Origin of the sequence: Ochrobactrum sp. XJ1 (assembly GCF_024701725.1) — a bacterium.
GTDB lineage: Bacteria > Pseudomonadota > Alphaproteobacteria > Rhizobiales > Rhizobiaceae > Brucella > Brucella anthropi.
Genome location: NZ_VDGD01000011.1, coordinates 221958 through 242158, shown reverse-complemented (window position 1 = coordinate 242158; position 20201 = coordinate 221958). Strand labels below are relative to the sequence as shown.

Genomic DNA, 20201 nt, shown 5'->3' with positions numbered 1-20201 from the left:
TAGACCCCATCATTCCAAACTGTCAACGCAGTTTCGTAAAAAAGAAGGAATTTTCTTTCCACAGGCCAACTTGAAAATAAGCCCGCTCAAAGCGGCCCTTTATATAAAGGACTATTCCGCCCTAGGCAGAGAGCCATCCCATGCGATCCGCCACATCATTCGCAAGGGCGCGCACACGCTTGCCCATATCTTCTATAATGTCAGGACGAGCCTCAGCCGCCATCATGGACAGAGCGATACCGGCCGTTGGGTGGAAAGGCCGGTCACAGATCGCAGCGCCGATGCAGAACATGCCTTCGCGCAACTGGCCGTTATCCAGCGAATAGCCTCTTGCTTTCGCCTCTGCCATCTCGGCCTCCAACGCCTTGAGCGAAGGCGCGCTGGTCGGCGTGATCAGCTCGGGCCATTCGGGCGGCAGGTGACGGACCAACTCCTGCGGCGACATCGCTGCCAGCATGGCCTTGCCAGTCGCGGTAAAGACAGCGGGAACGCGCATACCGATGCGGAATGTGATTCCCAATGGCGCGGTCGAGTTGCGGCACGAAAGATAAATGACATCTGGTCCTTCCAGATGCGAAAGCGTCAATGTATGCGCGCCAAGCCCATCGGCATCCGCAACCGCCTCATGAAATGCATCGACAATGTCGCTGCCAGCCATGAACACATTGGCCCAGCGTACCGATTGCGATCCCATTGTGAAGCTTCCGTCACTGTTGAGCTTCAGCAGCTTGAGATGAACCAGTGTCTGGCAAAGCCCGTGCACACTGCTCTTCGGCAAGCCAGTCCGACGGGCCAGATCGGAAAGCTTGAGCCCGTCCGCAGACCCCTTGCCGCCTTCCTGCGTGGATTTCGCGATCTGATCCAGAATTTGTGCCGCACGCATAACTGCCGGCACCAGTTTCTGGGAACTCTCTTCGTCGCTCACCGTTTTCGTCATAGCTTTGCGTTCACCTGATCGACGCCTGATTAACCGTTTGACTTTGGTTATTACGGGCTGTTTAATTCAAAATATCGTAAGCCGTTCAATATACTGAACGAGCTTTCTCTGCAAGACTGGGATGGAACATCAATATGCTCGCTTTGAAAGACCCCTCGCTGCTCAAATCGCAATGCCTTGTTGACGGGCGCTGGATAGACGCCACGGACGGCACCAAGATCGACGTGACCAATCCGGCAGACGGTTCGGTCATCGGCACAGTTCCCTCTCTTTCTGTCGCGACCATCAAGGAAGCTATCGACGCTTCCGCAAAGGCTTTCCCGGCATGGGCCGCCAAGACCGCCAAGGAGCGCACAGCGATCCTGCGTAAATGGTTCGATCTCATCGTTGCCAATGCCGACGATATCGCTCTTATCATGACGTCGGAACAGGGCAAGCCGCTTGCTGAGGCACGCGGCGAAGTTCTCTATGCGGCATCATTCATCGAATGGTTCGCCGAAGAGGCAAAGCGCGTCTATGGAGACACTATCCCTGCCCCGCAGGCGGGACAGCGCCTGACGGTCATCCGCCAGCCGGTCGGCGTCACCGCTGCAATCACGCCATGGAACTTCCCGGCAGCGATGATTACCCGCAAGGCAGCCCCTGCCCTTGCGGCCGGTTGCACCATGATCGTGCGCCCCGCCGACCTCACGCCGCTGACGGCACTGGCGCTTGGCGTTCTTGCCGAAAAGGCAGGCATTCCGGCTGGCGTTCTCCAGATCGTTACCGGCAAGGCGCGTGAAATTGGTGCCGAACTGACAAGCAATGATATTGTGCGCAAGCTCTCCTTCACCGGCTCGACGGAAGTCGGACGCCTGCTGATGGCGCAATGCGCCCCGACCATCAAGCGCATCTCGCTGGAACTTGGCGGCAATGCGCCGTTCATCGTGTTCGACGATGCTGATCTGGACGCCGCCGTCGACGGTGCCATGATTTCCAAATACCGCAATGCGGGCCAGACCTGTGTCTGCGCCAACCGCATCTATGTGCAGCGCGGGATCTACGACAAGTTCGCTGAGAAGCTCGCGGCCAAGGTCAAGGAACTCAAGGTCGGCAATGGCACAGAACCAGGCGTCGTCATCGGCCCAATGATCGAACCGAAGGCCATCACCAAGGTCAAGGCACATATTGACGATGCCGTATCCAAGGGCGCGAAGCTCATCACCGGCGGTAAAGAACTGGGCGGCCTGTTCTTCGAACCAGGCGTGCTGACGGGCGTAACGCCTGACATGATCGTAGCCAAGGAAGAAACTTTCGGCCCGCTGGCCCCCCTCTTCGCCTTCGACACGGAAGAAGAAGTCATCGCCATGGCCAATGATACGATCTTCGGTCTGGCGGCTTATTTCTATACGGAGAATTTCAGCCGCGCGATCCGCGTCAGCGAAGGACTGGAATACGGCATGGTTGGTCACAATACCGGGCTCATTTCCAACGAAGTCGCGCCCTTTGGCGGCGTGAAGCAGTCAGGCCTCGGTCGTGAAGGCTCCAAATACGGCATCGAGGAATATCTCGAGACCAAATATATCTGCAGCGCCTACAAGCGTTAAAAACCGCTGTTTTCCATACCGTTCCCTGGAAAGCAGTGTCAAAAAAGATGGCGCGCATTGTTCGCGCCATCTTTTTTATTTATAGACGGTGCAACTACTAATATGGCTTCCGCCAAAGATAATCCGGAAAATATATGCTGCGCCGCCTTTACGACTGGACGATTTCGCTTGCCGCAAGAAAATCCGCCGAATGGTGGCTCGCCATCATCGCCTTTGTAGAAAGCTCGGTCTTTCTTGTCCCCGCCGACGTCCTGTTTCTGCCCATGGCGCTTGCCCGCCCCGAACGCGCCTGGCGTTATGCCTTCATCGCAACAGTGGCTTCCGTCCTTGGCGGCATTGCGGGCTGGTATCTCGGCTATCATGCCTATGAGCAGATCGCCAAACCGGTACTCGAGATGTACGGCAAGCTCGACACATTCGAGCAATTGCGCGGTACAACCAGCGCCGACACCATTCTATTGATGCTGATCACCTCCGGCCTTGCACATCTGCCGCCGATCAAGGTGGTGACGATCCTGTCCGGTGCAGCTGGCATCAATATCTGGCTCTTCATCGCATCGGCCATCGTTGCGCGCGGTGCGCGTTTCTATTTCCTCGCCTGGCTGCTGCGCCGTTATGGCGAACCAATCCGCGATTTCATCGAAAAGCGCCTTGGCCTGATCGCAAGTCTCGTGGCTGTCGTCCTGATCGCGCTCTTTTTTGCTGTGAAATATCTTCACGCCTGAGCGGTTCGCCCAAACTCGGTCAAAATAAATTGCTTGGAGACAAGCAAGCAGTTTGCCTTAAGAATAAGAGAGCCTTTTCAGGGAATCCCATATGGCGTTTGCACTCAATAATCCGGTCGGCAAAACACAGGCATGGACCGCAGGCATCATGACCATCGGTCTTGCCGCTACTGTCGGCACGGCACTGGGCTTCGAGCATCTGGCTGGCTTCATGCCCTGCAAGCTCTGTCTCGAACAGCGCACGCCTTACTATATCGGCGTTCCGGTTCTGGCTGCAGCTTGGGTCTCCTACGGCCTGAAATGGCCCCCGATCCTGACGCGCGGTCTTATCCTGATCAGCGCACTCTTGATGACCTTCGGGCTGGCGCTTGCCATCTATCATACCGGCGTTGAACTGAAATACTGGCCGGGACCGATTGATTGCAGTGCCGCGACAATGAAAGTCACGCTGGATGCAGGCAATCTCCTGAGCGACCTCAATTCGACGCGTCCGCCCGCATGCGACAGCGCGCCGGGCCACTTCCTCGGCCTGTCCTTTGCCGGATGGAACGTCGTCGCAAGCCTGCTCTTTGCAGCTATCGGCTACTACGGCGCTTTTGCGAAAAGTGGGAAGTAAAAGCGGGAAACTATAGGGATTAGGGCTCCAGTTCGACATCCCAGTACAGAAAATCGAGCCAGCTATCGTGCAGATGGTTGGGTGGGAAAAGGCGGCCGTTATTGTGCAGGTCCTGCACAGTCGGCATGGCTGGCTTCTGGCGCGGCCACATATGCGCGACGGCAGGCATCATGCCGCCCTTGCGCAGATTGCATGGTGAACAGGCGGCGACCACATTTTCCCACGTCGTCTCGCCGCCATGGCAACGCGGGGTAACGTGATCGAAAGTCAGGTCATGCGGCGAGCCGCAATACTGGCACTCGAAACGATCACGCAAAAAGACGTTGAAGCGCGTGAACGCAGGATAGCGCGGCGGCTTCACATAATCCTTCAGGCAAATCACGCTCGGAACGCGCATGGAGAACGATGGTGAGGAAACGATGTGATCGTATTCCGCCACAATGTTCACGCGTTCGAGAAACACCGCCTTGATCGCATCCTGCCAAGACCAGAGCGACAGGGGATAATAGCTGAGCGGACGGTAATCAGCGTTCAGAACCAGCGCGGGCAAGCCACTGGTCGAGACGGTTCTGGGCGAGACGGCAACAGTCAAGGGCGCACCTCCTTCAGAGCAACTCCGAAAAAGGGCGAAATGGCTCTCCATGCGGAATTGCGCTTTCATCGAAGCGCCGCGCGTCCATTTGGGCGCAACAACGACGCTCCAACCTTCCACGCATCGGTCCAAAAATCGAAATCGATTTTTGAAAAGCCCGATGCGTATTCTCAAATAATTAGAGCACCTTTGTGCGCCCCATAGGGCGCACGGCGCTCTAAGGACGGGACTGCAATCAGCAGAAAATCAAGCTTCCGCGAATCGAAATTCCGTCATCAGCCGATGCGGATAATGTAAGCCCGACGTGACAGGATTGTGAAGCGGAAACGCATTTATGCTTCGGGAAACACGCAAGTTTTACAGCAGCATCTATAAAAGTGGCGCCGCTTCACGTCCCTTGATCGCCGCATAATAAGCCCAGAACAATCGCGCTGCCACGCCGCGCCATGGCGCCCAGTCTTCCGCCAGCTTGCGAAGGGCAACAGCATCGGGCCGGATCTCATGGGCAAAGGCGTGGCCAACAGCCGTCTGCAACGCCACATCACCCGCCGGAAACACGTCTGGATGACCGGCAGCAAACAGAAGATAGACCTCCGCCGTCCACGGGCCGATGCCCTTGATGGCCGTCAGTGCCGCGATCGCCTCTTCGGCAGGCAGATCGCAAAGCCCATGCAGGTCGATTGCCCCTTCTGCCAAAGCTTCACTCAAGGCAAACAGCGTTCTCTGCTTGGGACGCGAGAGACCAGCAAAACGCCAAGCCTCCTCTCCGCCCGCAATGTAGGTTTCGGGCGTCAGCGGATCGATGGCCTGTTTCAGCCGGGCCCAGATCGCGGCGGCACTGGCCGTCGAAACCTGTTGTGCGACAATGATGGATGCCAGGCTTTCAAATCCGGGTTCGGACCGGCGCAGCGGCACCGCATGGGACCGGCTGCGAATATCGGCCAGCCGAATATCAGCGAGAACCAGAGCCTCCAGCCCCGCCTCAATATCGCTCAATGTATCGATCCGCCGCATCGCACAGCCTTTCATTCTCTCGGCGCACAACGTACCAATGGAATCAGATGACATTCAACTGACACCGGCAACTGACATTGAAAACACCATGACCGCACCTGTGTTCCGCTTTGCTCCGAGTCCCAATGGCCAGCTTCACCTTGGCCATGCCTATTCCGCTCTTCTGAACGCAGATATGGCCAAAAAGAGCAACGGGCGCTTCCTGCTGCGCATGGAAGATATCGACACAGCACGCTGTACGCCTGCGCTGGAACAAGGCATTTACGACGATCTCCGCTGGCTTGGCCTGACATGGGAAACCCCTGTGCGCCGCCAGTCGGAACATTTCGGCGAATATCGCAACGCCCTGACCAAACTTGCCGACAAGGGCCTTGTCTATCCGGCCTTCCTCAGCCGGGGCGAAGTTCGCGAGCGGATCGGCGAAGCTTTCGCCAAGGGCAAGGACTGGCCTTCCGACCCGGATGGAACACCGCTCTATCCGCAAAGCGAGCGCGATCTGACCGAAAAGGAACAAATGGAGCGTATCGCCTCGGGCATGTCCTATGCCTGGCGGCTCAATATGGAGAAAGCGCTTGGGGCGCTTGTCGCCGCAGGTGAATCATTGTTCTGGAACGAAAGCGGCGCGGGGCCGGATGGCGAGACCGGACGCGTGAACGCCGATCCAGCGCAATGGGGCGACGTGGTGATTGCCCGCAAGGACACGCCAACCAGCTATCACCTCTCCGTTGTCGTGGACGATGCCTTGCAGGGCATCACCCACGTTGTGCGCGGGCACGATCTGTTTCACGCGACATCCGTGCACCGGCTGCTGCAGAAGCTGCTCGGCCTGCCCGAGCCTCTTTATCACCATCACGATCTGGTGCTGGGCGACGACGGGATGAAACTGTCGAAAAGCCGCCAGGATACAGCGCTCGCATCATTGCGCGAACAAGGCTTTACGCCCGACGATATTCGCGCCAAGTTGTCCCTATAAAAGCTATTTTCGCCGCAGCGTCACAGATGATGTGCCCACGCACCGATTGACGAAAGCACACCAAAGCGGTTCAAAGGCAACATGATAGCTGGCACTGAAGAGTGCCGGCGGTAGATTTGTTTATTTTGAAGGAGGCATAGCCATGGTTTCTCAGAAAGCCGGTAATTACGTTGAGATAGAAGGCTTGCGCGTTGCCCCTGAACTGGTGGAATTTCTGGCCAAGGAAGCTGCTCCCGGAACCGGTGTGGAGCCGGAAAAGTTCTGGAAGGGCTTTGCCGCCATCATCCGCGATCTCGCACCGAAGAACCGCGCCCTCCTTGCCAAGCGTGACGACCTGCAGGCCAAGATCGATGCCTGGTACAAGCAGAACCGCGACAAGGGCTACAGCCAGGCCGATTACCAGCAGTTCCTGAAGGATATTGACTATCTCCTGCCGGAAGGCGGAGAGTTCTCGGTTTCGACCACCAATGTCGATCCGGAAATCACCCATATCGCTGGCCCGCAGCTTGTCGTTCCGGTGATGAATGCCCGCTACGCGCTCAACGCCGCTAATGCGCGCTGGGGTTCGCTCTATGATGCGCTCTACGGCACCGACGCGATTTCCGATGCCGACGGCGCGGAAAAGGGCAAGGGCTACAATCCGAAGCGTGGCGAAAAGGTCATCGCCTGGGCGAAAAACTTCCTCGATGAAAGCGCACCGCTTGCCACCGGCAACTGGGCCAATGTCGCCGGTCTCGCCGTCAAGGACGGCAAACTTGAAATCAAGCTGACCGACGGTTCGGCAACGGCGCTGAAGGATGCCAACCAGTTCAAGGGTTATAATGGCGACGCAGCCGCCCCGACCAATGTACTGCTGGCCAAGAACAACATGCATGTCGACATCGTCGTCAATGCGGACCATCCGATCGGCAAGACCGATCCGGCCCATATTGCCGATGTGGTTCTGGAATCTGCCGTCAGCACGATTCAGGATTGCGAAGATTCGATTGCTGCCGTCGATGCCGAAGACAAGGTTGCGGTTTATCGCAACTGGCTCGGCCTGATGAACGGCAAGCTGGAAGACACGTTCGAGAAGAACGGCAAGCAGATGACCCGCCGCCTCAATGGCGACCGCAGCTACAAGGCTGCGGACGGTTCCACGCTGTCGCTCAAGGGCCGCTCCCTGATGCTGGTGCGCAATGTCGGCCATCTCATGACCAACCCGGCGATCATTGATGCCGACGGCCATGAAGTGCCGGAAGGTATCATGGATGCAGCCTTCACCAGCCTGATCGCGCTGCACGATATCGGCCCCAATGGTCGCCACATGAATTCGCGCGAAGGTTCGGTCTATATCGTCAAGCCAAAGATGCACGGGCCGGAAGAAGTGGCATTCGCCAATGAAATCTTCACCCGCACCGAAGAGCTTCTTGGCATGAAGCCGAACACGCTCAAAATCGGCATCATGGATGAGGAACGCCGCACCACGGTTAACCTCAAGGAAGCGATCCGCGCCGCCAAGGAACGCGTCGTCTTCATCAATACCGGCTTCCTTGATCGCACCGGCGACGAAATCCATACCTCGATGGAAGCTGGCCCGATGATCCGCAAGGGCGATATGAAGCAGGCTGCCTGGATCGGCGCTTATGAACAGTGGAATGTCGATATCGGTCTCGAATGCGGCCTTTCCGGCCATGCGCAGATTGGCAAGGGCATGTGGGCCATGCCGGACCTGATGGCAGCCATGCTGGAACAGAAAATCGCCCATCCGAAGGCCGGAGCGAATACCGCATGGGTGCCGTCGCCGACGGCTGCCACCCTCCACGCGACCCACTATCATCAGGTGGATGTTGCTGCCGTTCAGGCAAAGCTGAAGAGCCGTCCGCGCGCCAAGCTCGACGACATTCTGTCGGTGCCGGTTGCAACCCGCCCGAACTGGACGCCGGAAGACATCCAGCACGAAATCGACAATAACGCGCAGGGCATTCTGGGTTACGTCGTACGCTGGGTCGATCAGGGCGTTGGCTGCTCGAAGGTTCCGGACATCAACAATGTCGGCCTGATGGAAGACCGCGCAACGCTGCGCATCTCCGCACAGCACATCGCCAACTGGCTCTATCATGGCGTCGTTTCGGAAGCCCAAGTGATGGAAACCATGAAGCGCATGGCAGCCGTCGTCGACAAGCAGAACGAAGGCGATGCCCTCTATCGCCCGATGGCCGCTGACTTCGACAAGTCGATTGCCTTCCAGGCCGCATGCGATCTGGTCTTCAAGGGCCGCGAGCAGCCGAACGGCTACACCGAACCAGTCCTGCATCGCCGCCGTTTGGAACTGAAAGCTCAAGGGTGATTCTTTTCACTTGCAAATGATCGAAGACGGCGGGAGAAATCCCGCCGTTTTCTTGTTCAATAAGGTTCTGAAATGACCCTCCTCATCCGCCATGCGACGGAAACCGATCTCCCTGCCCTGCTCGCCATCTATAATGATGCGGTAGAGAACACGCTCGCCATCTGGAATGAAACGCTCGTCGATCTGGAAAACCGTCGTGAATGGCTCAAAGCCCGTAATCGCGATGGCTTTCCGGTGCTGGTTGCCGAGCGTGAGGGACAGGTCGTCGGCTATGCGAGCTATGGCCCGTTTCGCCCGTTCGAGGGTTTCCGCCATTCCTCCGAACTTTCGATCTATGTGGCAAGCGATGCACGCGGCGGCGGCATCGGACGCGCCCTCCTGACCGAGCTTGTGGAAGAAGCACGCGAGCGAAAGGTGCATGTACTGATTGCCGGTATCGAAGCGGGCAATGCCGCTTCCATCGCGCTGCATAAATCGCAGGGCTTTGAGGATTGCGGCACGCTGAAACAGGTCGGCCAGAAATTCGGACGCTGGCTCGATCTTACCTTCATGCAGAAGATACTCTGATTGAAAAAGGGCCGCTTTCGCGGCCATTTTTATCAGTTCGGCTGTGGAACGGCATTTCCGACTGACAGCTCCGTCAGACCGATTTCGCCTTCGACCTGATCGCTGCGAGCCATCAGGTAAAGACCAAGGCCACAGGTCAGGGCAGCGATGAACACCAGATACCAGGCGTGTGCCATCGGATTGACCGCCAGAAGCGACGTCACGATCACCGGCGTCAGACCACCAAAGACCGCATAGGAAACATTGTAGGAAAACGACAGACCCGAGAAGCGAACCGGCGCCGGGAATGCGCGTACCATCACATAAGGCACTGCACCAACCATGCCGACCGAAAGCCCCATCACCGCGTAAAGTGCAAACAGGACCGGCAGGGAAACCGCCGCATAGGTGTAGAACACGAAAGTCGCAACACCGAAGAAAATGCCTGCAACAGCAAAGAAGCGCCCGCTGCCAATGCGATCGACAATCGCACCTGCGCTCACAGTTCCAAACATCAGGAACAGTGTGCCGAAGCTTGTGGCAGCAAGCGACTGCAAAGGCGTGTAGCCATAAAGTTTCTGCAGGAAAGTTGCGGTCATCAGCGTGGTGACCACGATGCCTGCCGACAATATCCATGTCAGCAGCACCGAAATGATAACGCCATGCATGTGGTTGCGCAGAACAGTGCCGAGCGGCAGCTTATCCTTGAGCAGATGGCTGTTCTTCATCTCGGTGAAGATCGGCGTTTCAGCCAGCCAGCGGCGCAGATAAACGGCAAACAGGCCGAAGATACCGCCAATGAAAAACGGAATGCGCCATGCATAAGCCGCCAGTTCTTCCGGCGTGAAAATCCAGTTGATGGCGGTCGCAATAAGCGAGCCGATCATGATGCCAAGCGTGAGGCCAGAGCACAGGAAACCGCACGCCATGCCGACACGATTGGCAGGCACATGCTCGGCCACGAAGGTCCATGCGCCCGGAACTTCACCGCCAATGGCGGCACCCTGCAACATGCGGAAGACGATCAGCAGGATCGGCGCGCCAACGCCCAGCGTTGCATAGGTCGGCAGGCAGGCCATGGCCAGTGTCGAGATCGACATCAGAAACACCGAGAAGGCGAAGACGCGCTTGCGGCCGAACTTGTCACCGAAATGCGCCAGTACAATGCCACCGATGGGCCGCACCAGATAACCGGCTGCGAAAATACCGAACGTCTGGATCAGCACCAGCCAGTCGGGCATATCAGGTGGAAAAAACAGATGGCCGATGACGCTCGCAAAGAACACGAAAATGATGAAATCATAAAACTCCAGCGCACCGCCAAGGGCCGAAAGGCCGAGCGTGCGGAAATCCTGCCGGTTAAGCGGACGGGGACTGTTGCTTGCGTGGAGATTCGTCGATGCCATCGATTCGATTCTTTTCTGGTGGTTTACGCAGTGGGGCCGATCTTTTCGGGTGGGTTTTAATGCGCCAATTGTGCATGCACTGCAAGGCTTGACTTCCAGATGTCGAAGCCTATTTTAGAACTATTCTAAACTTTGGATTCCCGAAATGCTCAGCCGATTCTTCCGCAACGACCGTCGCCCTTTCGATTCGCTTTCCGAACAGGAAATTCTGGCGCTTGCCATATCTTCCGAAGAGGACGATGCACGCATCTATCTCGCCTATGCCGACGGCTTGCGTGACGAGTTTCCGCAATCGGCGAAAATCTTCGAACAGATGGCGGCAGAAGAACACGGACATCGCGATGCGCTGATCGAACGCCACAAAGCCCGCTTTGGCGACCGGATTCCGCTGATCCGCCGCGAGCATGTCAGCGGCTATTACGATCGCAAGCCGGACTGGCTGGTGCGTCCGCTTGGCATCGACAAGGTGCGTGAAGCTGCATCGGAAATGGAGGAACAGGCCTATCGATTCTATGTCGAGGCGGCCAAGCGCGTCAGCGATGCAGACACCCGCAAATTGCTGGGCGACCTTGCCCAGCAGGAAAAGCAGCATGAAGCCAAGGCCGAGTCACTGGAACACACACTGACGCCGGACGATGTGCAGGATGAGGAGCGCGCCGCCGAGCGCAAGCAGTTCATCCTCACCTATGTCCAACCCGGGCTTGCTGGCCTGATGGACGGATCGGTTTCAACGCTTGCCCCGATCTTCGCCGCCGCCTTTGCGACCCAGGATACCTGGCAGACCTTTCTGGTCGGCCTGTCCGCCTCGGTCGGTGCCGGTATTTCGATGGGCTTCACCGAAGCCATCCACGATGACGGCAAGCTCTCGGGCCGAGGCTCGCCGATCAAGCGCGGCCTGTCCTGCGGCATCATGACGACGCTGGGCGGCCTTGGCCATACCCTGCCCTATCTGATCAAGGATTTCTGGACCGCCACAAGCATCGCAGCGATTCTGGTCTTCTTCGAACTCTGGGCCATCGCCTTCATCCAGAACCGCTATATGGAAACACCGTTCCTCCGCTCTGTGCTTCAAGTGGTTCTGGGCGGTGGCCTCGTGCTGGCGGCAGGTATATTGATCGGGAACGCCTAAACCGTCACAGCATCCTGCGGTCGGGAAATCGGTTCTTCGAAAGTCTCGATCGCAATGCGGCCTTGCCGGGAAACGGTGACAAAACTGTTTGCCGGCACCGCCATCCAGTTGGCGGCTTCACCGTCCAGCGGCTCCGACACCACGCATATGCCGGACGATCCGCCAAGTGTCGCGGTATAAAGCGTCGGCGCGAAAGCATCGGTGGCATAGCGGATCGCGTAAAGCTGATTCCCGTCGGAAAACGCCGCAGTCAGCCGCAGAAATGGCGGCACACCGCCGCGAACTGCTTCCTCGACAACCGTTGCCACCATGCGCTTCATGGCCAGCACTGGATCAGTGTCGAGGCCGAATTCCAGCATCAGCAGGAAGATCAGTTCCGAATCGGTTGCGCCATGCTTCTGGCCATAGACGTCGTCGCTCAGATGGCTTTCCAGCCTGCGACGCAGCCGGTCGAAATGACCGATCTGGCCGTTATGCATGAAGCTCCAGCGTCCGGAAACGAAGGGATGGCAGTTGGAACGGCTGGTCAGCCCGCCGGTCGAGGCCCGCACATGCGCAAGGAAAAGGCGCGACTGAATTTGCCGCGCAAGGCTGCGAAGATTCTGGTCGGACCATGCGGGCAGAATATCCCGATAAAGGCCCGGTTCATCGCGATTGCCATACCAGGCAACGCCGAAGCCGTCGCCATTGGTACGTGTTTTGGCTTCATGCGCATCGTGGCTTTGCGCCACGAGCGAATGGCAGGGAGACGATATGATGTCTTCCAGATAGGTTTCAGGTCCGAGATAGGCGGCCCAACGACACATTTGCGATCCGGTACTTACCGGCCCCGGTTATGCGTCCGCTCATAAAGCTGGCGAACGATTGTGCTCGCCGTCTTCTCGAACAAAAATGGCAAAATTGCATGGATCAGTGCCGCAAAGGCCGCACAAAAAAGCTTGAACGAAAAACGTCCGGCAAAGGCCATATGTTCGAAATAGGTCTCGTCAACCGACTGAGGGTGTTCGGTGAAGAGGCGCGTGATGCGAGTGGTCATTGGAAATACTCCCGTCAATGAGTAAGTTGTTCCCGTTATACGGCGCATATCGCGCCTTTCTGGAAAATCATTCTAGCAAATGCATCTGAGATGAAATCTCAAAATATCCTTGATAATTACTATCTATTGGGACAATCATCCCATCATGAAACCATCACTGGACGAAATTGATCGAAGAATCCTGGATCAGCTGCAAATCGATGGCACCCTGTCCGTTGATTCTCTCTCCGAGCGGGTACACTTATCGCGCAATGCCTGCTGGCGCCGGGTCAAGCGCATGGAGGATGAGGGGATCATCAAGGCGCGCGTCGCTTTGGTCGATGCCGAGATGGCCGGTTGCGGCCTGTCCGTCTTCATTCTCGTACGCACGTCGAGCCACGATCCCGACTGGCTGACGAAATTTCGCGGTGCCATGGGGCGCTTTCCGGAGATCGTCGGAGTTTATCGCATGACCGGCGATCTGGACTACGTGCTGAAGGCGCGTGTTTCCGACGTCAAGGCCTATGACCGGCTTTATCAGCGACTGATTGCCAGCGTTCCCCTGTCAGATGTTTCGGCTTCATTCGTCATGGAAGAGATCAAGGAAACGACCGCCGTGCCGTTGGAGCGGGATTAAATCCCTCGCGGAGGGCAACTCATCGTGTAAAAGCATGATCCTGTGCCGCACTATCATTGCAAAACAGCAAATAGACGGTACACCTTTCATTGGTTTTCACGTATGAGCGTCGCCAATTTAGAGCGCATCCTGAAAAGTGTGAAACGGTTTCAGACAAGATGCGCGATGAAACAATGTTCCGCAAGAAAGGCCCCCTCATGACCGTAGCATCCGCACAAGCGCCAACGCTCGGCATCATCCGCCTCGAACATGCGAAAGGCCTCGAACTCCCGGCCTATGAGACAACGGGTTCGGCTGGCATGGACCTGCGGGCAGCCGTTGCCGAAGATCGCCAGATCGTTCTCCTGCCGGGACGTCGCACGCTGGTGCCGACAGGGCTGATCTTCGAAATTCCCGAAGGTTTTGAAGTGCAGATTCGTCCGCGCTCGGGCCTTGCCTTCAAGAACGGCATCACCTGCCTCAATACGCCCGGCACCATCGATTCCGATTATCGTGGCGAGGTGAAGGTTCTTCTCATCAATCTGGGCGATGACGATTTCCGCATCGAACGCGGTATGCGTATTGCACAGGCTGTTTTCGCACCAGTCGTCCAGCCGAAGATTGAAGAGCGCGCCCAAGTAACCGAGACGGCGCGCGGCGCTGGCGGCTTCGGTTCGACCGGCACGGCATAAACGGACAAATCGCACGAAAAAGCCCGGCTCAGCCGGGCTTTTTTATTGCCGATTTCTTATTGCGTCAGAGCCGCGCGCTGGCAAAGTACGCCAGTAACCTGAACGTCGGCTTGTCCAATCTTGACCCCGAGCATATCCAGCACCCCGAAAAGCAGGCCATCCACCACCGGGCCCAAAGGCGTTAGCAAGGTGCCTAGGAGCTGGGTAAGCCCACTCAAGGGCAGAGGCAAAGGCAGCAATCCTATCAAAACGACCTCGAGATCAAGCCCCTTTACCAGCCCGACAAAAAGCGACCCCACGAGCTGGTTGGTCCCCACGGTTTTGATCCGTTTGGCGGCAATATCGGCAGGAGTAAAGGTCACAATTTCCTGCTTAGGATTGCCAAGCGGCAATTCAACACGTCCGCGAAGCTCGGCTATGTCCAGAGGTCCCAATTTCACTACGGCGATCGCCGTCTTCTTGACGGTCGGCGTTTTGCTGAAATTCTTCATCAAATCGATATCGGTATCGCCAAGATAGACACCGGCCACGCCCGGTTTAACACCAAGTTTTACCGTGGCACTTCCGGGTCCCTGCGGGCAGCTTATACTTTTGAGTTCGGCTTCACCGCTCGCCACGTCAATAAAGATCGGCACGTGAACATTGGCCAGATAGGAAACAATACCGTTATTGCCGACCTCAAGTTCCAGAAGCAGGCGTATCTGTGCAGTGCGGACCAAAGCACCTACCCCTCCAACAGTGAAGAACGGGGTCTTTTGTGCTGGCTCTCCAACGGCAATGTCCAGTTTAAGCGTAAGCACACCAGGCAAGCTTAGCCCAGGACCAAGCTTGATTTGATTGTTTCCCCCCAACATTGCCGCTGCGGTTATCATCTGCAGCACGTTAGCGGTGATATTGTAGTTATTAGATGATCCGAGCGATGCGTCGGCTATTGATCCAAGGCCTAGCAATTTTCCAACCGGTAGCTTCGTGTTAAGCGCACCGGCGTTCTTCCCGAGAAGGGTCAGAGCAGCCTTTGCTGCTGGATTACTCGTTGTGACCTCCGCCATAACGCTTGCCAGCATCCCGACTGAAACATCCGTGTTTAGCAGCTGGTTATAGGTCCCGGCCGTCAATCCCACCTTTGGAGCCAGCTTGTCCAGAAAGCCGAGCAGATTGATATCGGTTGCCGCGAGTGCATTGTAATCAACAAGCTTCAGATTGAGGGTGGTCCCCAACAAGCCACCGAGAAGTCCGTTCAACACACTCTGATCGGTATTCAGGCTCAACAGTCGCGAACCGATCGAAAATGCCGCCTCCGCCTTTGTCGCCGCCATGCCGGTCGCGCCAAGTGCGGGCCGATTGATGAATGCCTGTCCGAAATAGAGATTGCCCGGACGCGCCAGCCGGACGCGAACCGCATCGGGACTGGTGCCGCCGGCGACAAAACGCTTCTCAACCGCACGACTTTTATCGGGGAAATAATTGCCCTTCTCCACCCAGACACGCGTCTTGTTGTCGGTCTTTCCGTTGACGACGGACGGATCGTAAGCGCCGGTCATCAGCACCGGATCAAGACCGTTCGCCCGTAATTGCCGCAGTACCGCATCATTAGCTTGCGAAAGGGAAGCCGCACCGGCAACGGCGGCAAAATCCGCCATGCTCTGCAGCTGGCGCCGCTCCAGAAACAGCGAACTTGTGTCCACGCTGAAAGCCGCCACCGCCAGAAATATGGGGGATACCAGCGCCGCCATTGTCGCCAGATTGCCGCCCCGCGCACGCAGGAAACGCGATACCAGACCCCGCATATCGAATACCCCCACCCTGTGTCAGATTCCGCCAAGCCTTATCGTCGATGCCCTTGTAATGGTCGTGTCTGGAAGCGGCAGCCCCGTCATCAGGTTCCAGATCGGCAGGTTTTGCGCATTGTAGCGGATCGTCACCGTGAACTGGTTCGGATCGGACTGGGCATTGTCGACACTCACCTGCATCTTGGCTGGATCGATCAGTGAATATTTTGCCGCGTTTTTCTGGATGTAGGTTGTCGCCAGCGTCAACCGCTCCGGGGGATCGATACCCGCCAGCGCCGTCCGCGTGGCATCTGCCGCAAGCTGCTGGACGGCATTCGCCACGCCCAGATAAAGGCCGAAGGCGATCATACCCATCAGGATCAGAAGAAAAACCGGCGCCAATATTGCGAATTCGACCGCTGCCGTGCCGCTTTTATTTCGCTTGAAAAATAACAATGAAGGTATTCTTCGATGCAGGTTTGAAAACCTGTCCGATATGAATAAAAACCTTTTTCGCCCCATAATAAGGTAAGCCATTTGCCCTCCCGTCAAAGAGCATTGAAACCTTATTCCCATGTCAATTCGAAGCAACATGCATCATGCATGCGCCGACCATCCGCCTTTGCGGACAGGTCACGTTTTAAATTCTTCCATCTACTTTCAGATGTGATTTCCCGATCTTATTTAATCAGGAGATAATTTAAGAACACTTAATTACTTTAAGAATCCTGTTTTATTTTGCGACTTCCAAAAGAATAACTGCAAGTTGTATATTGGTGCCAACTTGGTTCTCTTCATCGCTTGCTTTCGCACCATGACCGGAAGGAACCAGAGGCATCCATCCCTTTGTGTCACCAACAATTATTGCATGACAAATAATTAAGATGAAATCCTGAGCGGAGAAGCATAGATATCCCGTTAGCAATCCATAGTGGGCAAGTATTGTCTCGCTTTGGTTGTATGCGACAGAGAATTGGCGGGACATATTGATAAATCTCCGGAGATCGGAGGTTCTGAAAGTTAGAGGGTTTGACGGTGCTTACATCTTCCGATTCTTCCAAAACCGGGCAGCGAACAGCACCTTCGCAGAAGCGCGCGCGCAGCAAGGCGCGCCGCTGGTGGCTCTGGCTTCCCGTCGCGGCAATCGTGGCCGGCGCGGGCTGGTATTTTTACGGCTCTGGTGAAGCTGGAGGCCAGAAAACGAGCTATCTCGCCGAAACGGTCACGCGCGGCGATATCGAAAACGCGATTACCGCTGTCGGCACACTCAGCGCGCTGCGCAGCATCAATGTCGGTGCGCAGGTTTCGGGCCAGCTCAAAAGCGTGAAAGTCGAAGTCGGCGATCAGGTCAAGCAGGGCGAGCTTATCGCCGAAATCGATCCATCGCCCTTTGAGAAGAAGGTGGAGATATCAAGCGCCCAGCTCGACAATCTCAAGGCACAGCTTCTCAGCAAGCAAGCTCAGCTTACCCTGAAAAAGGCCAATGCGGCACGCCAGCGCTCGCTTCTGGCCACACGCGGCGTATCGCAATCCACCGTCGATCAGGCTGATGCCGACCTCGCCATGGCCGATGCGGATGTGAAGGCGCTCGGCGCGCAAATCCGCCAGCAGGAAGCCCAACTTGCCAGCGACAAGGTCGATCTCGGCTACACCAAGATTTACAGCCCCATGGAAGGCACGGTCGTCGATCAGGCCGCCAAGGAAGGCGAAACGCTGAATGCCGTGCAGAGCGCGCCGACCATTGTTACCGTGGCCGATCTCAAGGTCATGACGGTGGAAGCGCAGGTTTCGGAAGCCGATATCGGCAGGCTGAAACCCGGAATGCCGGTCTATTTCACCCTGCTTGGCCAGCCGGAGAAGCGCTTTACCGGCACGCTGCGCCAGATCAAGCCGACGCCTGCGACCGAGAACAATGTCGTGCTCTATTATGCACTGTTCGACGTTCCGAACCCGACCGGCGAGCTGATGATCAACATGAGCACACAGGTCTATTTCATTCTCGATGAGGCGAAGGACGTGTTGATCGTCCCCTCGTCGGCGCTGAACTACAAGCGCGAAGGCCCCCAGAACCAGAGAGGCAAGCCGCAGATTTCGGTCAAGGTCGTGAGCGACAACGGCTCGATCACCGAACGTCAGGTTCAGATCGGCGTACGCAATCGCGTGCAGACCGAGATCAAGAGCGGCCTCGAGGAAGGTGACAAGGTCGTCGTCACCAGCGCGTCCAGCGGAGCTGAAGCCGCCGCAGGACAGCGTGGTCGCAGGCCCGGCATGCGCCTGTTCTGATGAGCCGTCTCATGAACGAAAATCCCGTAACTGACACGCCCCTCATCAGACTGGATGATATCCGCAAGACCTATCACAATGGCGACCTTGCTGTTGAGGTGTTGCACGGCATCACGCTCGATATTCAGGCTGGAGAGTTCGTCGCGATCATGGGCGCGTCGGGCTCCGGTAAATCGACGCTGATGAACATTCTGGGCTGTCTCGACAGCCCGAGCGGCGGACAATATCTGCTCGACGGCGAAGACGTCTCGACACTGGATGCCGATGCGCTGGCAGCATTGCGTCGCCGAACCTTTGGCTTCGTCTTCCAGAGCTACAACCTCATCTCGACCTCGACCGCGCAGGAAAACGTCGAAGTGCCCGCGATCTATGCAGGCCTGCCCGCATCGGAGCGCCATGCGCGTGCCGCCGAACTGCTCAACTCGCTGAAACTCGGTGACCGCCTCGATCATCGCCCGAACCAGCTTTCCGGCGGCCAGCAGCAGCGCGTTTCCATCGCCCGTGCACTCATGAATGGCGGGCGCATCATTCTTGCCGACGAGCCGACAGGCGCACTCGACAGCCAGAGCGGCGAAGATGTGATGGAACTGCTGCGCTCCATGCACGCGCAGGGTCATACCGTCATCGTCATCACACATGCCCGCGAAGTGGCCGAACGCGCCGACCGGCTGATCGAAATCCGCGACGGCCAGATCCTTTCGGATACGGTAAAACGAGCTATTCCCGATACGCAGGCGCCGTTCCGGTTGCGGGAGAGCCTTGAAGGCAGTTCCGCCCGCATCGCCGATATTTCGGAAGCGGTGAAGATGGCGATGCGCGCCTTGCGGGCCAACATCTTCCGGACGATCCTTACCCTCCTCGGCATTATCATCGGCGTCAGTTCCGTGGTGACGATGCTCGCCATCGGCACCGGTGCGCAAAACTCGATTCTCGACCGCATCAATGCGATGGGCACCGATCTCATTCTGGTACGTCCGTCCATGGCGGGCTTCCGGGGAACAGGCTCGATAGCGACACTGGTTCCCGAAGATGCCACTGCCATTCTGGAACTGCCGAACATCAGAACCGCGGTCCCCGAAGTCACCGGCACCGTGACGCTGCGGCGTGGCAATGTCGACTATCAGTCACAGGCAAACGGCACTGTCCCTGCCTTTTCCGAAGCCAAATCGTGGAAGGTTGCCACCGGCGACTTCATCAGCCAGAGCGATCTGGACAACTATGCGCCGGTCGCAGTGCTGGGTAAAACGGTCGTCAACACCCTGTTCCCCGACGGCAGTAATCCCATCGGGCAGTATATCCTGATCCAGAAAATTCCATTTCAGGTGATCGGAACCCTGGAGCCAAAGGGTGCAGGCTTTGGCGGCTCGGATCAGGACGACGTGGTGATCGCGCCGCTTTCCACCGGCAATCTGCGGCTGTTCGGCCAGAAATACGTGCGCACCATCACAGTGCAGGTGAAGGATTCCGACCTCATCAACACGACGCAGGAACAGATTCAGGACCTGCTCGACCAGCGCCACAAGAAGCAGGACACGATGATAACCAACATGTCCTCCATCCGCGAGGATGCGACGGCGATGGGCAATACGATGACGCTGTTTCTGGGATCGGTCGCAGCAATCTCGCTTCTGGTCGGCGGCATCGGCGTCATGAACATCATGCTGGTAAGCGTGACGGAGCGCACCCGCGAGATCGGCGTGCGGATGGCGACCGGCGCAAGACGGCGCGATATTCTGCTGCAGTTCATTACCGAAGCGCTGACCGTCTCGGCAATTGGCGGTGCATTTGGCGTCGTGATCGGACTGGGCGCTGCTGCCGTCGCAGGCTGGGCCGGGCTCTCAGTCGGCTACAGCTTGGGACCCGTCCTGCTGGCCTTCGCCTGTGCTTTCGCCACTGGCCTGATCTTCGGTTTCCTGCCTGCGCGCAAGGCTTCCCGCCTGCTCCCGGCTGTGGCACTGTCTTCTGAATAGAAA

General features: G+C 57.1%; 20 protein-coding genes. 11 read left to right on the top strand and 9 right to left on the bottom strand.

Annotation, left to right across the window (positions count from 1 at the left end):
• Window positions 1-121: 121 nt before the first annotated feature.
• Complete coding sequence (locus tag FG152_RS20670; protein ID WP_010661316.1) at window positions 122-937, bottom strand: IclR family transcriptional regulator; 816 nt, start codon at window positions 935-937, stop codon at window positions 122-124.
• A gap of 134 nt (window positions 938-1071) precedes the next feature.
• Here FG152_RS20670 and FG152_RS20665 point away from each other — a divergent pair, with 134 nt between their 5' ends.
• From FG152_RS20665 to FG152_RS20655, 3 genes are all read left to right on the top strand, one after another.
• Window positions 1072-2523, top strand: coding sequence for an NAD-dependent succinate-semialdehyde dehydrogenase (locus FG152_RS20665; RefSeq protein ID WP_010661317.1), 1452 nt, complete (start codon window positions 1072-1074; stop codon window positions 2521-2523).
• 134 nt (window positions 2524-2657) lie between these two features.
• Window positions 2658-3248 (top strand): YqaA family protein, encoded by a 591-nt coding sequence (locus tag FG152_RS20660; protein ID WP_010661318.1) that lies wholly within the window; start codon window positions 2658-2660, stop codon window positions 3246-3248.
• Window positions 3249-3339: 91 nt separating this feature from the next.
• Window positions 3340-3864, top strand: coding sequence for a disulfide bond formation protein B (locus tag FG152_RS20655; protein ID WP_010661319.1), 525 nt, complete (start codon window positions 3340-3342; stop codon window positions 3862-3864).
• Window positions 3865-3883: 19 nt separating this feature from the next.
• Here FG152_RS20655 and FG152_RS20650 read toward each other — a convergent pair whose 3' ends face one another.
• Together FG152_RS20650 and FG152_RS20645 are read right to left on the bottom strand one after the other, a co-directional pair.
• Window positions 3884-4456 (bottom strand): HNH endonuclease, encoded by a 573-nt coding sequence (locus tag FG152_RS20650; protein ID WP_010661320.1) that lies wholly within the window; start codon window positions 4454-4456, stop codon window positions 3884-3886.
• A gap of 369 nt (window positions 4457-4825) precedes the next feature.
• Window positions 4826-5470 carry a DNA-3-methyladenine glycosylase family protein gene (locus FG152_RS20645; protein WP_029376263.1) on the bottom strand — a complete coding sequence of 215 codons (645 nt, stop codon included), beginning with the start codon at window positions 5468-5470 and terminating at the stop codon, window positions 4826-4828.
• A gap of 88 nt (window positions 5471-5558) precedes the next feature.
• Between FG152_RS20645 and gluQRS the strand changes: the two genes are divergently transcribed.
• The 3 genes from gluQRS (at window position 5559) to FG152_RS20630 (ending at window position 9339) form a co-directional block, all read left to right on the top strand.
• Window positions 5559-6443: a tRNA glutamyl-Q(34) synthetase GluQRS gene (gluQRS, locus tag FG152_RS20640; RefSeq protein ID WP_010661322.1), complete on the top strand. Its 885-nt coding sequence runs from the start codon at window positions 5559-5561 to the stop codon at window positions 6441-6443.
• A gap of 142 nt (window positions 6444-6585) precedes the next feature.
• Window positions 6586-8772, top strand: a complete 2187-nt coding sequence (locus FG152_RS20635) for a malate synthase G (protein ID WP_010661323.1) — start codon at window positions 6586-6588, stop codon at window positions 8770-8772.
• 72 nt (window positions 8773-8844) lie between these two features.
• Window positions 8845-9339, top strand: coding sequence for a GNAT family N-acetyltransferase (locus FG152_RS20630; protein WP_010661324.1), 495 nt, complete (start codon window positions 8845-8847; stop codon window positions 9337-9339).
• 32 nt (window positions 9340-9371) lie between these two features.
• On the opposite strand, the gene FG152_RS20625 is transcribed toward FG152_RS20630, so the two are convergent.
• On the bottom strand, window positions 9372-10724 hold the full coding sequence (locus FG152_RS20625) for an MFS transporter (protein ID WP_010661325.1): 1353 nt from the start codon (window positions 10722-10724) through the stop codon (window positions 9372-9374).
• Between the two features lie 145 nt (window positions 10725-10869).
• Here FG152_RS20625 and mbfA point away from each other — a divergent pair, with 145 nt between their 5' ends.
• Window positions 10870-11853, top strand: coding sequence for an iron exporter MbfA (mbfA, locus tag FG152_RS20620; protein WP_010661326.1), 984 nt, complete (start codon window positions 10870-10872; stop codon window positions 11851-11853).
• Here mbfA and FG152_RS20615 read toward each other — a convergent pair.
• Window positions 11850-12659 (bottom strand): class II glutamine amidotransferase, encoded by an 810-nt coding sequence (locus tag FG152_RS20615; protein ID WP_010661327.1) that lies wholly within the window; start codon window positions 12657-12659, stop codon window positions 11850-11852. The genes mbfA and FG152_RS20615 overlap by 4 nt on opposite strands.
• A 14-nt stretch (window positions 12660-12673) precedes the next feature.
• Window positions 12674-12889, bottom strand: coding sequence for a DUF6356 family protein (locus FG152_RS20610; RefSeq protein WP_006473246.1), 216 nt, complete (start codon window positions 12887-12889; stop codon window positions 12674-12676).
• A gap of 145 nt (window positions 12890-13034) precedes the next feature.
• Here FG152_RS20610 and FG152_RS20605 point away from each other — a divergent pair, with 145 nt between their 5' ends.
• Window positions 13035-13505, top strand: coding sequence for an Lrp/AsnC family transcriptional regulator (locus FG152_RS20605; RefSeq protein WP_010661328.1), 471 nt, complete (start codon window positions 13035-13037; stop codon window positions 13503-13505).
• A 197-nt stretch (window positions 13506-13702) separates the two neighbouring features.
• On the top strand, window positions 13703-14176 hold the full coding sequence (dut, locus tag FG152_RS20600) for a dUTP diphosphatase (RefSeq protein WP_010661329.1): 474 nt from the start codon (window positions 13703-13705) through the stop codon (window positions 14174-14176).
• 56 nt (window positions 14177-14232) lie between these two features.
• Here dut and FG152_RS20595 read toward each other — a convergent pair whose 3' ends face one another.
• From FG152_RS20595 to FG152_RS20585, 3 genes are all read right to left on the bottom strand, one after another.
• Complete coding sequence (locus FG152_RS20595; protein WP_010661330.1) at window positions 14233-15963, bottom strand: TadG family pilus assembly protein; 1731 nt, start codon at window positions 15961-15963, stop codon at window positions 14233-14235.
• A gap of 21 nt (window positions 15964-15984) precedes the next feature.
• On the bottom strand, window positions 15985-16401 hold the full coding sequence (locus tag FG152_RS20590) for a TadE/TadG family type IV pilus assembly protein (protein ID WP_010661331.1): 417 nt from the start codon (window positions 16399-16401) through the stop codon (window positions 15985-15987).
• 277 nt (window positions 16402-16678) lie between these two features.
• Complete coding sequence (locus tag FG152_RS20585) at window positions 16679-16930, bottom strand: hypothetical protein (protein ID WP_010661332.1); 252 nt, start codon at window positions 16928-16930, stop codon at window positions 16679-16681.
• Window positions 16931-16980: 50 nt separating this feature from the next.
• On the opposite strand from FG152_RS20585, the gene FG152_RS20580 reads away from it, so the two are divergent.
• Both FG152_RS20580 and FG152_RS20575 read left to right on the top strand, forming a co-directional pair.
• A complete protein-coding gene (locus FG152_RS20580) occupies window positions 16981-18228 on the top strand; it encodes an efflux RND transporter periplasmic adaptor subunit (RefSeq protein ID WP_010661333.1) in 1248 nt (415 codons plus the stop codon).
• Window positions 18228-20198 carry a MacB family efflux pump subunit gene (locus FG152_RS20575; protein ID WP_010661334.1) on the top strand — a complete coding sequence of 657 codons (1971 nt, stop codon included), beginning with the start codon at window positions 18228-18230 and terminating at the stop codon, window positions 20196-20198. The genes FG152_RS20580 and FG152_RS20575 overlap by 1 nt, the downstream gene beginning before the upstream one ends.
• Window positions 20199-20201: the final 3 nt, after the last annotated feature.

What these genes read in the sequence shown, in the direction of transcription:
- FG152_RS20670 (WP_010661316.1), bottom strand. Translation starts at nt 937, where the DNA reads ATGACGAAAACGGTGAGCGACGAAGAGAGTTCCCAGAAACTGGTGCCG.
- FG152_RS20665 (WP_010661317.1), top strand. Translation starts at nt 1,072, where the DNA reads ATGCTCGCTTTGAAAGACCCCTCGCTGCTCAAATCGCAATGCCTTGTT.
- FG152_RS20660 (WP_010661318.1), top strand. Translation starts at nt 2,658, where the DNA reads ATGCTGCGCCGCCTTTACGACTGGACGATTTCGCTTGCCGCAAGAAAA.
- FG152_RS20655 (WP_010661319.1), top strand. Translation starts at nt 3,340, where the DNA reads ATGGCGTTTGCACTCAATAATCCGGTCGGCAAAACACAGGCATGGACC.
- FG152_RS20645 (WP_029376263.1), bottom strand. Translation starts at nt 5,470, where the DNA reads ATGCGGCGGATCGATACATTGAGCGATATTGAGGCGGGGCTGGAGGCT.
- gluQRS (WP_010661322.1), top strand. Translation starts at nt 5,559, where the DNA reads ATGACCGCACCTGTGTTCCGCTTTGCTCCGAGTCCCAATGGCCAGCTT.
- FG152_RS20635 (WP_010661323.1), top strand. Translation starts at nt 6,586, where the DNA reads ATGGTTTCTCAGAAAGCCGGTAATTACGTTGAGATAGAAGGCTTGCGC.
- FG152_RS20630 (WP_010661324.1), top strand. Translation starts at nt 8,845, where the DNA reads ATGACCCTCCTCATCCGCCATGCGACGGAAACCGATCTCCCTGCCCTG.
- FG152_RS20625 (WP_010661325.1), bottom strand. Translation starts at nt 10,724, where the DNA reads ATGGCATCGACGAATCTCCACGCAAGCAACAGTCCCCGTCCGCTTAAC.
- mbfA (WP_010661326.1), top strand. Translation starts at nt 10,870, where the DNA reads ATGCTCAGCCGATTCTTCCGCAACGACCGTCGCCCTTTCGATTCGCTT.
- FG152_RS20615 (WP_010661327.1), bottom strand. Translation starts at nt 12,659, where the DNA reads ATGTGTCGTTGGGCCGCCTATCTCGGACCTGAAACCTATCTGGAAGAC.
- FG152_RS20610 (WP_006473246.1), bottom strand. Translation starts at nt 12,889, where the DNA reads ATGACCACTCGCATCACGCGCCTCTTCACCGAACACCCTCAGTCGGTT.
- FG152_RS20605 (WP_010661328.1), top strand. Translation starts at nt 13,035, where the DNA reads ATGAAACCATCACTGGACGAAATTGATCGAAGAATCCTGGATCAGCTG.
- dut (WP_010661329.1), top strand. Translation starts at nt 13,703, where the DNA reads ATGACCGTAGCATCCGCACAAGCGCCAACGCTCGGCATCATCCGCCTC.
- FG152_RS20595 (WP_010661330.1), bottom strand. Translation starts at nt 15,963, where the DNA reads ATGCGGGGTCTGGTATCGCGTTTCCTGCGTGCGCGGGGCGGCAATCTG.
- FG152_RS20585 (WP_010661332.1), bottom strand. Translation starts at nt 16,930, where the DNA reads ATGTCCCGCCAATTCTCTGTCGCATACAACCAAAGCGAGACAATACTT.
- FG152_RS20575 (WP_010661334.1), top strand. Translation starts at nt 18,228, where the DNA reads ATGAGCCGTCTCATGAACGAAAATCCCGTAACTGACACGCCCCTCATC.